Source organism: Paraglaciecola aestuariivivens (assembly GCF_052983255.1).
The window spans coordinates 37,043-51,402 of record NZ_JBRKBA010000006.1; the positions used below are offsets into that span (position 1 = coordinate 37,043).

Below are 14,360 nucleotides of genomic sequence, written 5' to 3' on the forward strand. Positions count from 1 at the left end.
TTTACACCCACCTTATACCCCTTTGATCCAGCATTATTCACAACCTTAGCTAAGGTATAAATATATGATTTAAATAAGGAAAAAGTACTTATACACAGAAAAGGGCTTGCTTAATAGTAGTAGTAATAAACAAAGATCTAAAAGATCCTATAAAGATTAAAGCGATCAAAAATCAATAATTGAATAGTTTTTAAACATTTTACTTACGCTCAGATCCATATAGAATATGCGACCCATTTTATTTGGGTAAAATAGATCATTTAGCTTTAGAGGAATCCCATGTTTTATCAAGAACACTTTGATGTCATCGTAATTGGCGGTGGCCACGCAGGTACAGAAGCCGCATTGGCCTCTGCTCGCATGGGCGTAAATACTCTTTTGTTAACCCATAATATTGAAACCTTAGGTCAAATGTCTTGTAATCCAGCCATTGGCGGGATCGGCAAAGGACACTTAGTCAAAGAAATTGATGCCCTAGGTGGGGCTATGGCCAAAGCAACAGACAAAGCCGGGATCCAATTTAGAACTTTAAATTCCAGTAAAGGCCCAGCAGTCAGGGCTACACGAGCCCAAGCAGATCGATCCTTATACCGTTCAGAAATTCGAAAAGTAATTGAAAATCAAGAAAATCTGACATTATTTCAACAATCTTGTGATGATCTGATCGTAGAAAACGATCGCGTTGTTGGAGTAGTTACACAAATGGGCCTTAAATTCCATGCTAAGGCCGTTGTTATCACAGTAGGCACGTTTTTAGGCGGTACCATACACATAGGCATGGAAAATTATAAAGGAGGCCGTGCAGGCGATCCTCCTTCGATCGCTTTAGCCGATCGTTTACGTGCTTTGCCATTTCGAGTTGATCGCTTAAAAACCGGAACACCAGCCAGATTAGACGCACGAACTCTTAATTTTGATGCCATGCAAAAACAACACGGCGACACCCCTACCCCTATTTTTTCTTTTATGGGTAAAGCCAGTGATCACCCCCAACAAGTGCCCTGTTACATTACCCATACAAATGAAAAAACCCATGAAATTATTCGTGGTGGATTAGATAGATCGCCTATGTATACTGGGGTGATAGAAGGTGTAGGACCAAGATACTGTCCTTCAATTGAAGATAAAATTCATCGCTTTGCAGATAAAAACTCTCATCAAATTTTTGTTGAACCAGAGGGCTTAAACAGCATAGAAGTTTACCCAAATGGTATATCTACTAGTTTACCTTTTGACGTACAAATGGATTTGGTTCGTTCCATAGTTGGCTTTGAAAATGCGCACATAGTTCGTCCAGGTTATGCGATCGAATATGACTTTTTTGATCCTAGGGATCTAAAACAAAGTTTAGAAACCAAATTTATTGACGGATTATTCTTTGCTGGACAAATTAATGGCACCACAGGATATGAAGAAGCTGGCGCTCAAGGCCTGATAGCTGGGGCTAACGCAGCATTACAAGTTCAGCAAAAAGATGCCTTTACCCTACGCCGTGATGAAGCATACATTGGAGTATTGATCGATGATCTTGCCACTATGGGTACCAAAGAACCCTATCGTATGTTTACTAGCCGAGCAGAATATCGTTTATTGTTGCGTGAAGACAATGCCGATATTCGATTAACCAGCAAAGGCAGAGAAATAGGTTTGGTTGATGACGAACGTTGGCGTGCATTCAATCAAAAACTAGAAGCCATAGAGCTAGAAAGACAAAGACTTAAATCTACTTGGGTACACCCTGCGCATGAGGCAACCCAAACCTTAAATGCTCAGTTGAAAAACCCAGTTACCAAAGAAAACAGCTTAGAAGATCTGATCCGCCGCCCAGAGATGACCTATCAAGCGTTAATGCAAATTGACGCTTTTGGACCTGCTATCAGCAACAAGCAAGCTGCCGAGCAAGTTGAAATTCAAATTAAATATGCCGGTTATATTGAGCGTCAAAAAGACGAAATAGCCAAAACATTAAGAAATGAAAATACCCTGATCCCCATGGATTTTGATTTTAGTAAGATATCTGGTTTGAGTAATGAAGTAGTGGCTAAGTTAACCGAAGCCCGTCCTGAAACCATAGGCAAAGCCGGGCGTATTTCAGGTATCACTCCTGCGGCTGTGTCTTTGTTATTGGTTTACTTGAAAAAACATGGGCTATTAGTCAGCAGCAATAAAGATCAAAAGAAAATCATCGCCTAATGTTAGAACAAGAATTATTAACTGTATTAAAAAATAGCCTCAAGCATACTGAGCTTGAGGTTAGCCAAGCTCAACAAGCTTTATTAATCCAATATGTATTACTGATGCATAAATGGAACAAAGCTTATAACTTAACCTCAATTCGTGAACCTCAACAAATGGTGATTAAACACATAGTTGATTCTATTGTGGTTGCCCCCTTGTTAGAGCACTCAAATTATATTGATGTAGGAACCGGGCCAGGATTACCAGGCATTCCACTAGCGATCATGTGTCCCGACAAACATTTTATATTGTTAGACAGTTTGGGTAAGCGCGTACGCTTTATGAAACAAGTGGCGTACGAATTAAAACTAAGCAATATTCAACCTTTACAATCTCGCGTAGAAGACTACCAATCAGACATAAAAATTGATGGGGTTTTAAGCAGAGCATTCGCATCTTTAAAAGATATGTTGCACTGGTGCCAACATCTGGTAGATTCTCAGGGAGTTTTTCTTGCACTAAAGGGGCAATTGCCAACCGATGAAATACATGGGTTACCGGCTGGATTCACTTTACAAGAAACAATTAAATTAGACGTACCTGGTCTTGAAGGTGAACGTCATATTGTCAAAATTAAAAAACAAACAGTCAGCTAGACGCTATTCTCTTTGCCATTAACTATAAAATGGCTTTTTTGTTCTGGTTGACTAAATAAAAATTGGACGATTATTTTGGGCAAAATCATTGCAATTGCGAATCAAAAAGGTGGGGTCGGTAAAACCACCACAGCGGTAAATGTGGCTGCTTCAATGGCAGCAACTAAACGCAAAGTGTTATTGATAGATCTCGATCCTCAAGGTAATGCCACTATGGGCAGTGGGGTTGACAAATATAACGTCGAAAACACCAGTTACGAATTACTCATTGAAGAAAAGCCCGTTGATGAAGTCATCATAAAAGAAACTTCGGGCAGTTATCATCTGATAGCAGGCAACAGCGATATCACCGCAGCCGAAATTAAACTTATGGAAGTTTTTGCCCGTGAAGTACGCTTGCGAAATGCACTTGCACCTGTCAAAAATTATTATGATTTTATCTTTATTGATTGCCCACCATCGTTAAACCAACTCACAGTAAATGCCATGGCTGCAGCTGACTCAGTGCTAGTTCCTATGCAATGCGAATATTACGCACTTGAGGGGTTAACCGCCCTAATGGACACCATTAAAAAGCTAGCTTCAGTGGTTAATCCGCAATTAAAAATTGAAGGTGTGTTACGTACTATGTACGATCCACGCAATAGATTGGCAAATGACGTGTCGGAACAACTTAAACGACATTTTGGTGACCAAGTATATCGTACTGTCATTCCAAGAAATGTGCGTTTAGCCGAAGCCCCAAGCTTTGGTGCCCCCGCTATGTATTACGACAAATCATCTACAGGTGCTAAAGCTTATTTAGCCCTAGCAGGTGAAATATTGCGCCGCAGTAAAATGCATAAAAGTGCGCAATCGGCCAATTAAATAACGCATTAGAATAATTAAAATAGAGGATCACATGTCGGCGAAAAAACGAGGCTTAGGAAGAGGATTGGACGCACTTTTAGCCACCAGTCAAAAAAGCAAAAGCTCTGACTCAGAGATCCCTGAGCAACAAGGCGAATTGCAAAAGATTCCAGTAGAGTTTTTACAACCTGGTAAATATCAGCCACGTAAAGACATGTCACCTGAAGCCTTAGAAGATTTAGCATCTTCAATTCGTTCACAAGGCATTATTCAACCAATAGTGGTACGTGCGATTGGCGAAGATAAATACGAAATTATCGCCGGTGAGCGTCGTTGGCGCGCCTCGCAAATTGCCCAGTTAGATCTCATACCTTGTTTGGTTAAAGATGTGCCAGACGAATCGGCAGTGGCCATTGCCCTTATCGAAAACATTCAGCGTGAAGATCTTAATGCAATGGAAGAAGCCCAGGCCCTAGATCGGCTCATGGTTGAATTTGAACTAACCCACCAAGAAGTGGCCACAGCTGTAGGTAAATCGCGTACCACAGTGACCAATTTACTGCGCTTAAACAACCTAAATGACGACGTTAAACTCTTGTTAGAGCATGGTGACATTGAAATGGGTCATGCCAGAGCTTTGTTGTCGTTAACTGGCGAACAACAAAACGAAGCGGCGCAAATTGTCTCTGGCAAAGGATTAACCGTAAGAGACACAGAAAACCTGGTTCGTCGTCTTTTAGAGCCAGCTAAAGAAAAAGCCCCGGTTAAACAAGATCCTGATGTACAAAGACTACAAACAGAATTATCCGAAAACCTAGGTGCACCAGTAAGCATTGCGCACAATGCCAAAGGTAAAGGCAAGTTAGTGATCAATTTTTCAAGTCTTGACCAGTTAGATGGCATTTTAGGGCATATTAAATAACCACTAATTAGATTCAAAACTAGTGTGATTAAAACTTTACGGCTTCTGTTAAGTTAATTTACCAGCCCTTTAAAAATAACGGATTGCTAAGATTCTCTATATTAGTGCTTTTGTGCACCAATATAGACATTAGTGTTGTAAATTATTGCCAGTTAAGTATACTTTTGGCGCTTTTTGTAAGGGTTTAAACACGTAGAGGGTTCCATTGGCAACTAGCTTGGCCCAAGAAGGTCGACAGTTGGCGATAAAAGTGCTTTTTTATCAAAGCCTAATTGCCATTGTATTAACCTTAGTTTTTACTTTTATTTCTGGAAAATATGCAGGTATATCAGCGTTTTACGGTGGTGTAGCCAGTGTATTACCAGCAATGGTATTTGCCTTCTTAGCGTTTAAATATGCCGGTGCTAGCCAAAATAAACTAGTAGTGCGGAGTTTTAACAAAGGCAGCAAACTAAAGTTTTTGTTTACGATTGTGTTGTTCGTATTGGTATATAAATGGCCTAATTTGCAACCCATTCCGCTGTTAGTCAGCTATGTCGTAACCTTAATGGCCCAGTGGCCCATAATAATTTTTAACAGTCGCGTTAAGCTTTAAAGCTAAATAACGAGGCTGAATACAGCTTTTTAACTTTAAAATTGTGGATGATAAAATGGCAGATACTGGTGGCGAACAAACCATTAGCAATTACATTCAGCACCACTTAACTAATGCAACAGTGGGTGAAGGTTTTTGGACTTTCCATATTGATACATTAGCTTGGTCGATAGTGTTGGGTTTTGTGTTTATTCTTAGTTTTCGAGCTGTTGCTAAAAAAGCAACTGCGGGTGTGCCAAGTAAATGGCAAGCCTGTGTAGAGCTTGTGGTCGAATTTGTAAATGATACGGTTAAAAGTACCTATCATGGAAAGAGTCCGTTAATTGCACCTTTAGCACTAACCATATTTGTGTGGGTGTTATTGATGAACTTAATGGATTTGATCCCAGTGGATTTCTTGCCTTGGTTAGCTGGCCAAATTGGCTACTACGGTTTTGGTGTCGATCCACATGACGTTTACATGAAAGTTGTACCTACCACAGACGTGAACATGACCTTCGCACTGTCTATTGGTGTGTTTGTATTAATGATTTTCTATTCAATAAAAATCAAAGGCTTAGGTGGATTTTTAAAAGAGCTTTACGCTCATCCTTTTAATACGCCTTGGTTGTATTGGTTCAACTTCATACTAGAAGTCGTGGCTCTTTTAGCTAAACCATTGTCGTTATCATTACGTCTGTTTGGTAACTTATACGCTGGTGAACTTATCTTTATATTGATTGCAGGTACCATAGGCTTATGGCAATTGCCTATCCACTTCTTATGGGCTGCTTTCCACTTATTAGTAATCCCTCTGCAAGCCTTTATATTTATGATGTTAACCATAGTATATCTAAGCTTAGCTAGTGAAGAACACTAAGGGTTAATAAAGGTTTAGTTAGTCAATTAGACTAAGGGCAGGACGCCCAAATTAAGTAACACATTTACAGTTTGGGGTTAGATTTCAAAGGTTTAACCCCTAACCTTAAATACAATTTTGAACATTTTATTTTTAATTTTAACTTAAACACAAAGGTGAAAATCTATGGAAATCTTAGGTAATCTATATATCGCAGTTGGTATTTTGATTGGTCTATGTGCATTGGGGCCAGCTATTGGCTTCGGTCTTTTAGGTGGTAAATTTCTTGAGTCGGCTGCACGCCAACCTGAGCTAGCACCAACCCTTCAAGTAAAAATGTTTATCGTAGCGGGTCTTATCGATGCAATCGCGATGATCGGTGTTGCGATCGCTCTTTATATGTTGTTCGTACTTGGTGCTCAATAGTAGTTATCCATTTCTTTTAACGAACTATTAAAGAGGAGTAGCGGTTTTGAACATCAATGCCACTCTACTTGGTGAATTAATAGCATTTATATTCTTCGTGTGGTTCTGCATGAAGTTTGTATGGCCGCCTATTATCGGCGCTATTGAAGAACGCCAACAAAAAATTGCTGATGGTTTAGCTGCGTCAGAACGAGGTGAAAAAGACCTTGAACTAGCCCAAGCTAAAGCAACAGAACAGCTGAAAGATGCGAAAGCGCAAGCAGCAGAAATCATTGAACAAGCCAAAAAGCGTGGGTCAACTATTGTTGACGAAGAAACGCAACGTGGTCATTCCGAGCGTGAAAAAATCATTGCTCAGGGATATGCAGAGATCGAAGCAGAAAGAAACCGCACTAAAGAAGAGTTGCGCAAGCAAGTTGCAACTTTAGCTATAGCCGGTGCTGAAAAGATCCTTGCACGTGAAATTGATGCTGCGGCACAAAGTGACATAGTTGAAAAACTTGTCGCTGAGCTATAAGGGAGAATGAGCTATGTCTGAATGGACAACTATCGCTCGCCCTTACGCTCAAGCTGCGTTCGATTACGCGGTCGAGAATAAAACCATTGCACAATGGCAGGAAATGCTAGCCTTTGCTGCCGAAGTATCAACTAATGACACCATTAAGTCTTTACTGACCGGTTCATTAGCAGCAGAAAAACTTGCTGAGGTATTTAATGGCGTGTGTGGTGAACAACTCGACCAAGAGGGTCAAAATCTAATTACGATTTTGGCTGAAAATAGACGTTTACAAGCCTTGCCAGATATTTCTGTGTTGTTCAACCAGCTTAAAGCTGAGTTTGAGAAAGAAATTGACGTTGATGTGACATCAGCTGTCAAACTGACTAAAAAGCAACAAACGAGTCTGAGCAAGTCTCTTGAAACACGTCTTGCACGAAAAGTTAAGCTAAATTGTAGCGTGGATCCAGAATTGATAGCCGGCGTATTAATTAAAGCCGGTGATACAGTTATTGACGGTTCACTTCGTAGTAAATTAAACCGTCTTTCAGACGCGTTACAAGCATAACGGGGAAAAGAGCATGCAACTGAATTCCACTGAAATTGCAGAACTAATCAAGCAACGTATTGAGAAGTTCGAAGTAGTAAGTGAAGCTCGTAATGAAGGGACTATTGTTGGTGTAACCGACGGTATTATCCGTATCCATGGCCTTGCAGACGTAATGCAAGGTGAAATGATTGAGCTTCCAGGTAGCCGTTACGCTATCGCATTGAACCTAGAGCGTGACTCTGTAGGTGCGGTTGTAATGGGACCTTACGCTGACTTACAAGAAGGCGTTAAAGTAAAATCTTCTGGTCGTATTTTAGAAGTACCAGTAGGTCGTAACCTACTTGGTCGTGTTGTTAACACTCTAGGTGCACCAATTGATGGTAAAGGTGCCATCGATGCAGACGGTTTTGAGCCGGTAGAAAAAATTGCACCGGGCGTTATCGAACGTCAATCGGTAGATCAACCTATTCAAACTGGTTATAAATCAGTTGATGCCATGATCCCAGTTGGTCGTGGACAGCGTGAATTGGTTATCGGTGACCGTCAAACCGGTAAAACAGCTTTGGCCATTGATGCCATCATCAATCAAAAAGATTCTGGCGTTAAATGTGTGTACGTTGCTGTAGGCCAAAAAGCCTCAACAATTGCTAACGTGGTACGTAAGTTAGAAGAGCACGGCGCTATGGGTCACACCATTGTTGTTGCCGCTTCTGCTTCTGAATCTGCTGCACTACAGTACTTGGCACCTTACTCTGGTTGTACTATGGGTGAGTATTTCCGCGACCGTGGTGAAGATGCTTTGATCGTATACGATGACTTGTCTAAGCAAGCTGTTGCTTATCGTCAAATTTCACTATTATTACGTCGTCCGCCAGGCCGTGAAGCGTATCCTGGAGATGTTTTCTATCTTCACTCTCGTCTACTTGAGCGTGCTGCTCGTGTTAACGACAAATACGTTGAAAAATACACTAACGGTGAAGTAACAGGTAAAACAGGTTCTTTAACTGCCTTACCTATTATTGAAACCCAAGCCGGTGACGTATCAGCATTCGTACCTACTAACGTAATTTCGATTACCGATGGTCAAATCTTCTTAGAATCAGATTTGTTCAATGCCGGTATTCGTCCTGCGGTTAACGCTGGTATCTCGGTATCGCGTGTTGGTGGTGCTGCACAAACTAAAATCATCAAAAAGCTAGGTGGCGGTATTCGTCTAGCCTTAGCTCAGTATCGTGAATTAGCGGCATTCTCGCAGTTTGCATCTGACCTTGATGAAGCGACTCGTGCTCAACTAGAGCATGGTGAGCGCGTTATGGAATTAATGAAGCAAAACCAATATGCACCGCTTTCGGTTGCAGATATGGGTGTTTCATTGTTTGCTGTTGAAAAAGGGCATTTAAAAGGCGTTGAACTAGACAAGATCCTAGACTTCGAAGCGTCTTTACACTCTTTCATGAACAGTGAATATAGCGAGCTGATGAACACTATCAACGCAACTGGTAATTTCGACAAAGAAATTGAAGCCACTTTAAATGAAGCTTTAGAAAAATTTAAAGCAACACAAACGTGGTAATCAATTTGGCCACCTCGCTTTAACAGCAAGGTGGACATTATGTTGAATAAACGGAGATAGAGTTTATGGCTAGCGGTAAAGAGATAAAAGGTAAGATCGGCAGTATTAAAAATACGCAGAAGATCACCAGCGCTATGGAAATGGTTGCAGCGTCTAAAATGAAAAAGGCGCAAGACCGTATGGCTTCTAGCCGTCCATATGCTGAGAATATTCGAAATGTGATCGGTCACCTGGCAAACGCTAACCTTGAATATCGCCATCCTTATTTGGAAGAACGTGAAGTAAAACGCGTTGGTTATATTGTGATTTCTACAGACCGTGGATTATGTGGTGGCTTAAACACCAACGAATTCAAGATAGTGGTCAAAGAAGCACAAAAATGGCAAGAACAAGGTGTCGAAACGGATTTTGCAGCGTTAGGTGCTAAGTCTGTTGCATTTTTCAACCGTTTTGGTGGCAGTGTATTAGCCGCTGAGTCGGGCTTAGGTGATGCGCCAACCGTCAGTGAAATCATTGGCCTAGTGCGTATCATGTTAGATGCATATAACGACGGCAAAATAGACCGTTTGTATCTGGTATTTAATAAGTTTGTAAATACCATGGCGCAAGAGCCGCAGATCGATCAATTGTTGCCTTTGCCTAAATCTGAAGAAGAAGAATTACAACACCGTTGGGACTACATATATGAGCCTGATCCAAAACCTATCTTAGATATGTTATTGGTTCGCTTTATTGAGTCTCAAGTTTACCAAGGCGTAGTTGAAAACGGCGCCTCTGAGCAAGCAGCACGTATGGTAGCCATGAAAGCGGCCACCGATAACGCGGGCGACATCATTGATGACTTGCAACTGGTATATAACAAAGCACGTCAAGCAGCGATTACGCAAGAGATCAGTGAGATAGTAGCTGGCGCGGCAGCGGTGTAGGCAATGGTTTTAGAATTTAAGAGGAATTAACATGAGTCAAGGTAAGGTCGTCCAAATCATTGGCGCCGTTGTGGATATTGAATTTCCACAAGATTCGGTTCCAAAAATATATGACGCATTGCGAGTTACCGAAGGTGATTTGCAAGGTTTGACCCTTGAAGTACAACAGCAACTTGGTGGTGGCGTAGTACGTTCAATCGCCATGGGTACCACAGACGGTTTACGTCGTGGTTTAGCTGTTGAAAACTCGGGTGCAGCAATCCAAGTTCCAGTAGGTACAGCTACATTAGGCCGTATCATGGATGTTTTGGGTAACCCAATCGATGAAGCAGGTCCAATTGGTGAAGAAGAGCGTATGTCTATTCACCGTGAAGCGCCTAGCTACGAAGATCAATCAAGTTCAGTTGAACTACTAGAAACAGGCATCAAAGTTATCGACTTAGTATGTCCTTTCGCTAAAGGTGGTAAAGTTGGATTGTTCGGTGGTGCCGGTGTAGGTAAAACCGTAAACATGATGGAATTAATTCGTAACATCGCTATCGAGCACAGCGGCTACTCAGTATTTGCTGGTGTAGGTGAGCGTACTCGTGAAGGTAACGATTTCTATCACGAAATGAACGAATCAAACGTACTAGATAAAGTATCACTAGTATATGGTCAGATGAACGAGCCACCAGGAAACCGTTTGCGCGTAGCACTTACAGGTTTGACTATGGCTGAGAAGTTCCGTGACGAAGGTCGTGACGTACTTTTCTTCGTAGATAACATCTACCGTTATACCCTAGCCGGTACTGAAGTATCAGCACTTCTAGGTCGTATGCCATCAGCGGTAGGTTATCAGCCTACTCTTGCTGAAGAAATGGGTGTGTTACAAGAGCGTATCGCATCAACTAAGACAGGTTCAATCACTTCAATCCAAGCGGTATACGTACCTGCGGATGACTTGACCGATCCATCGCCTGCAACAACCTTTGCTCACTTAGATGCAACAGTTGTATTGTCACGTGATATCGCGTCTTTGGGTATTTACCCTGCGGTTGACCCTCTAGATTCAACTTCACGTCAGCTTGACCCTCTAGTAATAGGTCAAGAGCATTACGAAACTGCACGTGGCGTTCAATCAGTTCTTCAGCGTTATAAAGAACTTAAAGACATCATCGCGATTTTGGGTATGGACGAATTATCTGAAGAAGATAAATTATCAGTATCTCGTGCTCGTAAAATTCAGCGTTTCTTGTCACAACCTTTCTTCGTAGCTGAAGTATTTACTGGTTCACCTGGTAAGTACGTCTCTTTGAAAGACACCATTAGCGGCTTTAAAGGTATCTTGAACGGTGAGTACGATCACCTTCCAGAGCAAGCTTTCTACATGGTTGGTTCAATCGAAGAAGCTAGCGAGAAAGCTAAAAACATGTAATTTTTGGCCAATTTAGTCCAGGTATAAACTTGGACTAGATGGGCTCGAATAACGTGTTTTTAATTGGAGGTTTTTATGGCAATGACAGTACAACTAAACGTAGTAAGCGCTGAAACCAGTATTTTTTCTGGTTTAGTTGAAGCTATCCAAATAACAGGTAGTGAAGGTGAATTAGGGATCCATCCTGGACATGCACCTTTATTAACTACTTTGTTACCTGGCATGGTGCGTTTAGTTAAGCAACATGGTGATGAAGAAAACATCTACATCAACGGTGGCGTACTAGAAATTCAACCCGGTACAGTGACTGTATTGGCCGATACCGCTATTCGTGCAGAAGATTTAGACGAACAAGCGGCACTTGAGGCGAAAAAACGCGTTGAGGAAAACATGGCTAATCCAGGTGCAGATTTTAATTATGCTGAAGCAGCTGCAGAGCTTGCTGAAGCCATTGCGCAACTTAGATTGATTCAAAAACTGCGTAAATAATCGATGCCAAAATTGATTAAAAGCCCAGCTTAATGCTGGGTTTTTTGTTTTTGCGCCAATTAAAAACGTTCAATTTGGCGAAATAATCAGCAGAAACCATGAGGATCATCTAAAACTGCAGTTTAAGCTTTTCAATACCAAGTTTTTGTGAAAAGCTCAGCGGTCCATAAAAATAATTTGTCATACTAATAATAATACTAAAGGCAAAGCTAAATGGTTGTTAAACAACGTTATTTTAATCCAAAGCGTGAGTGGTTTATCGCCCTTACAATAATTTTAACTATCTACATTACCTTCATATTTACTGATTTTATGGGCTATTGGTTTGCCCTGACTGCGCCTTACGAGGCCTATCAATTAGATGAACTAATTGGCTTAGTAATAGGCACAAGTTTAAGTTTATTATTTATCACCTTTAAATTATCTAAACATTACAAAATTGATCGGCAACGAATTAAAGAGTTATCTAAAGAATTACACTATCAAGTAAACCACGACCGATTAACCGGCTTACCTAATCGCTTTGCATTTAAAGCCTATACCCAAGACTTAATTGAAGTTGCTAAATCACAACACAGTAATTTCACCTTGTTTTATGTTGATCTAGATAGCTTTAAATATATAAACGATATGCTGGGGTATAGTGTTGGCGATAAAATATTAATTGAAACCGCCAATCGACTAAATTCAGTGATTGATGGACAAGCTATGTTGTCGCGCATTGGTGGTGATGAATTTTGTATTATTCAGCCTGGGCCCACCAGCGATGAAATGTGCTTAAAAATCTGTACCGAACTTAATCAAAAAATGTCCGAATCTTTTTGTGTGGCAGGGCATAAGTTGCAGGTTTCGCAAACCATAGGTATTAGCCGTTTCCCACAAGATGGCGACAGTTACGAAAAGTTACTACGAATTGCCGATATTGCCATGTTTATGGGTAAGCGCTCAGGGCAAGGACAAAATAACTTTAAAGACGGTAATTTTATCGAGAATATGCAACGTCGATTTATCATTCAACATGGCCTTAACGATGCCATAAAACTCAAAGAGTTGTTTTTAGTTTATCAACCAAAAATTGAGTTAAGTTCTGGCCAAACAGTAGGTGCCGAAGCTTTAGTTAGGTGGCGCCACCCTGTGCATGGGTTAATTAGCCCCAATGAATTTATTAATGTGGCCGAAGAAATCTACGCCGTACATTTAATCGATTTATATGTGTTAGAAATGGTCTGTGCGCAAATTCAACTATGGGGTGACAAAGCTAAACCTGTGGCAGTGAACTTTTCCCCTGTATTGTTTGCAGATGAAAGCTCAACCGAGAAAGTTTTTGCCTTATTGAACAAATACCAAGTACCGCATCATCTAATTAAATTAGAAATTACTGAGCGAACCATAGCAGCCGATTCAGTGATCCCTTTGTTAGTTTGCAAAAGACTAAGCGAAGCTGGCATAGAAATTAGTTTAGATGACTTTGGCACTGGCTATTCGTCTTTGTCGCATATAGCGGATTACCCTATTTCAGAATTAAAATTAGACCGCTCTTTTATTAATCAAATCTGCGAAAACCAAAAAACTCGCAATATTGTGAGCAGTATTATTAATCTATCCAAAGCGCTAAATATTAACGTTGTGGCTGAAGGCATAGAAACCATAGCACAACTTAACTTAGTAACTGAGCTAGGCTGTAGTCTTGCACAAGGTTATTACATAGATAAGCCTCTGACGCTTGAACAGTTTTCTTTGCAATTAGAGCAAGCAAATAGTACTGCATAAAAAGCTATTTATTTTCTTATGGAATTTATTGGTAGTTTCTTCTGTCCATGTAAATAAGGATTTAATTCGGAGAAAATAATGAGAGCTTGGATTTGGTTAGCGTTAATAGGCAGTGTGTTTGCCTCCCCTTCAATGGCGCAAAAAGCCTATTTTGCTGGGGGCTGCTTTTGGTGTATGGAAGCAGACTTCGAAAAACTACCAGGGGTACTGAATGTAGTCTCTGGCTTTACCGGTGGCAGCCTAAAAAATCCAACCTATAGTGGCAATCATCAAGGTCATTATGAGGCCGTAGAAGTTAGCTACGACCCAAATAAGGTCAGTTATCAGGCTCTACTAGAGTATTATTGGCGTCATATCGACCCTTTTGATGCTACAGGTCAATTCTGTGATAAAGGCGAAAGTTATTTAAGTGCAATCTTTGTGGCTAATGAACAACAACAAACACTAGCACAAGACTCAAAATCTAAAATTCAGGCTAAGTTTCCTGAGCAACAGGTCATCACCCCAATATTAGCCACCAGCACTTTTTATCCAATTAAAGGCCAAGAAAGCTACCATCAAGACTATTACAAGAAAAACCCAGTGCGTTATAAGTTTTATCGTTGGAACTGCGGTAGAGATCAACGCTTAGCTGAAATTTGGGGCGACACTGAGCCAACTAAGCCTAAATAGGTC

At 40.8% G+C, this 14,360-nt stretch carries 15 protein-coding genes; all 15 read left to right on the forward strand.

Features of this window, described 5'->3' with window-relative positions:
• Positions 1-279: 279 nt before the first annotated feature.
• The 15 genes from mnmG to msrA all read left to right on the forward strand — a co-directional run bounded on the left by mnmG (position 280) and on the right by msrA (position 14,357).
• A complete protein-coding gene (mnmG, locus tag ACVCDT_RS10365) occupies positions 280-2,193 on the forward strand; it encodes a tRNA uridine-5-carboxymethylaminomethyl(34) synthesis enzyme MnmG (protein ID WP_447132704.1) in 1,914 nt (637 codons plus the stop codon).
• Entirely contained in the window at positions 2,193-2,834 is a 642-nt protein-coding gene (gene rsmG / locus ACVCDT_RS10370) for a 16S rRNA (guanine(527)-N(7))-methyltransferase RsmG (protein WP_447132705.1), read from the forward strand. Before mnmG ends, rsmG begins: the two co-directional genes overlap by 1 nt.
• A 75-nt stretch (positions 2,835-2,909) precedes the next feature.
• Positions 2,910-3,701: a ParA family protein gene (locus tag ACVCDT_RS10375; protein ID WP_447132706.1), complete on the forward strand. Its 792-nt coding sequence runs from the start codon at positions 2,910-2,912 to the stop codon at positions 3,699-3,701.
• A gap of 34 nt (positions 3,702-3,735) precedes the next feature.
• Positions 3,736-4,605 (forward strand): ParB/RepB/Spo0J family partition protein, encoded by an 870-nt coding sequence (locus ACVCDT_RS10380; protein ID WP_447132707.1) that lies wholly within the window; start codon positions 3,736-3,738, stop codon positions 4,603-4,605.
• 205 nt (positions 4,606-4,810) lie between these two features.
• Positions 4,811-5,200: an ATP synthase subunit I gene (locus tag ACVCDT_RS10385; RefSeq protein WP_447132708.1), complete on the forward strand. Its 390-nt coding sequence runs from the start codon at positions 4,811-4,813 to the stop codon at positions 5,198-5,200.
• A gap of 55 nt (positions 5,201-5,255) precedes the next feature.
• Complete coding sequence (atpB, locus tag ACVCDT_RS10390) at positions 5,256-6,059, forward strand: F0F1 ATP synthase subunit A (protein WP_447132709.1); 804 nt, start codon at positions 5,256-5,258, stop codon at positions 6,057-6,059.
• A 165-nt stretch (positions 6,060-6,224) separates the two neighbouring features.
• Positions 6,225-6,464, forward strand: a complete 240-nt coding sequence (gene atpE / locus ACVCDT_RS10395; RefSeq protein ID WP_215929289.1) for a F0F1 ATP synthase subunit C — start codon at positions 6,225-6,227, stop codon at positions 6,462-6,464.
• A 46-nt stretch (positions 6,465-6,510) separates the two neighbouring features.
• The gene (gene atpF / locus ACVCDT_RS10400) at positions 6,511-6,981 is read left to right on the forward strand and encodes a F0F1 ATP synthase subunit B (protein WP_447132710.1); all 471 of its coding nucleotides are present in this window, start codon (positions 6,511-6,513) and stop codon (positions 6,979-6,981) included.
• Between the two features lie 13 nt (positions 6,982-6,994).
• A complete protein-coding gene (gene atpH, locus ACVCDT_RS10405; protein ID WP_447132711.1) occupies positions 6,995-7,528 on the forward strand; it encodes a F0F1 ATP synthase subunit delta in 534 nt (177 codons plus the stop codon).
• A 13-nt stretch (positions 7,529-7,541) separates the two neighbouring features.
• Positions 7,542-9,083, forward strand: a complete 1,542-nt coding sequence (atpA, locus tag ACVCDT_RS10410) for a F0F1 ATP synthase subunit alpha (protein ID WP_447132712.1) — start codon at positions 7,542-7,544, stop codon at positions 9,081-9,083.
• Between the two features lie 65 nt (positions 9,084-9,148).
• Positions 9,149-10,009: a F0F1 ATP synthase subunit gamma gene (gene atpG / locus ACVCDT_RS10415; RefSeq protein WP_447132713.1), complete on the forward strand. Its 861-nt coding sequence runs from the start codon at positions 9,149-9,151 to the stop codon at positions 10,007-10,009.
• Between the two features lie 31 nt (positions 10,010-10,040).
• Positions 10,041-11,426 (forward strand): F0F1 ATP synthase subunit beta, encoded by a 1,386-nt coding sequence (gene atpD, locus ACVCDT_RS10420; protein ID WP_447132714.1) that lies wholly within the window; start codon positions 10,041-10,043, stop codon positions 11,424-11,426.
• A gap of 75 nt (positions 11,427-11,501) precedes the next feature.
• Positions 11,502-11,915 (forward strand): F0F1 ATP synthase subunit epsilon, encoded by a 414-nt coding sequence (locus tag ACVCDT_RS10425; RefSeq protein ID WP_447132715.1) that lies wholly within the window; start codon positions 11,502-11,504, stop codon positions 11,913-11,915.
• Between the two features lie 213 nt (positions 11,916-12,128).
• On the forward strand, positions 12,129-13,685 hold the full coding sequence (locus ACVCDT_RS10430; RefSeq protein WP_447132716.1) for a putative bifunctional diguanylate cyclase/phosphodiesterase: 1,557 nt from the start codon (positions 12,129-12,131) through the stop codon (positions 13,683-13,685).
• 78 nt (positions 13,686-13,763) lie between these two features.
• Positions 13,764-14,357 carry a peptide-methionine (S)-S-oxide reductase MsrA gene (gene msrA, locus ACVCDT_RS10435; protein ID WP_447132717.1) on the forward strand — a complete coding sequence of 198 codons (594 nt, stop codon included), beginning with the start codon at positions 13,764-13,766 and terminating at the stop codon, positions 14,355-14,357.
• Positions 14,358-14,360 lie beyond the last annotated feature (3 nt).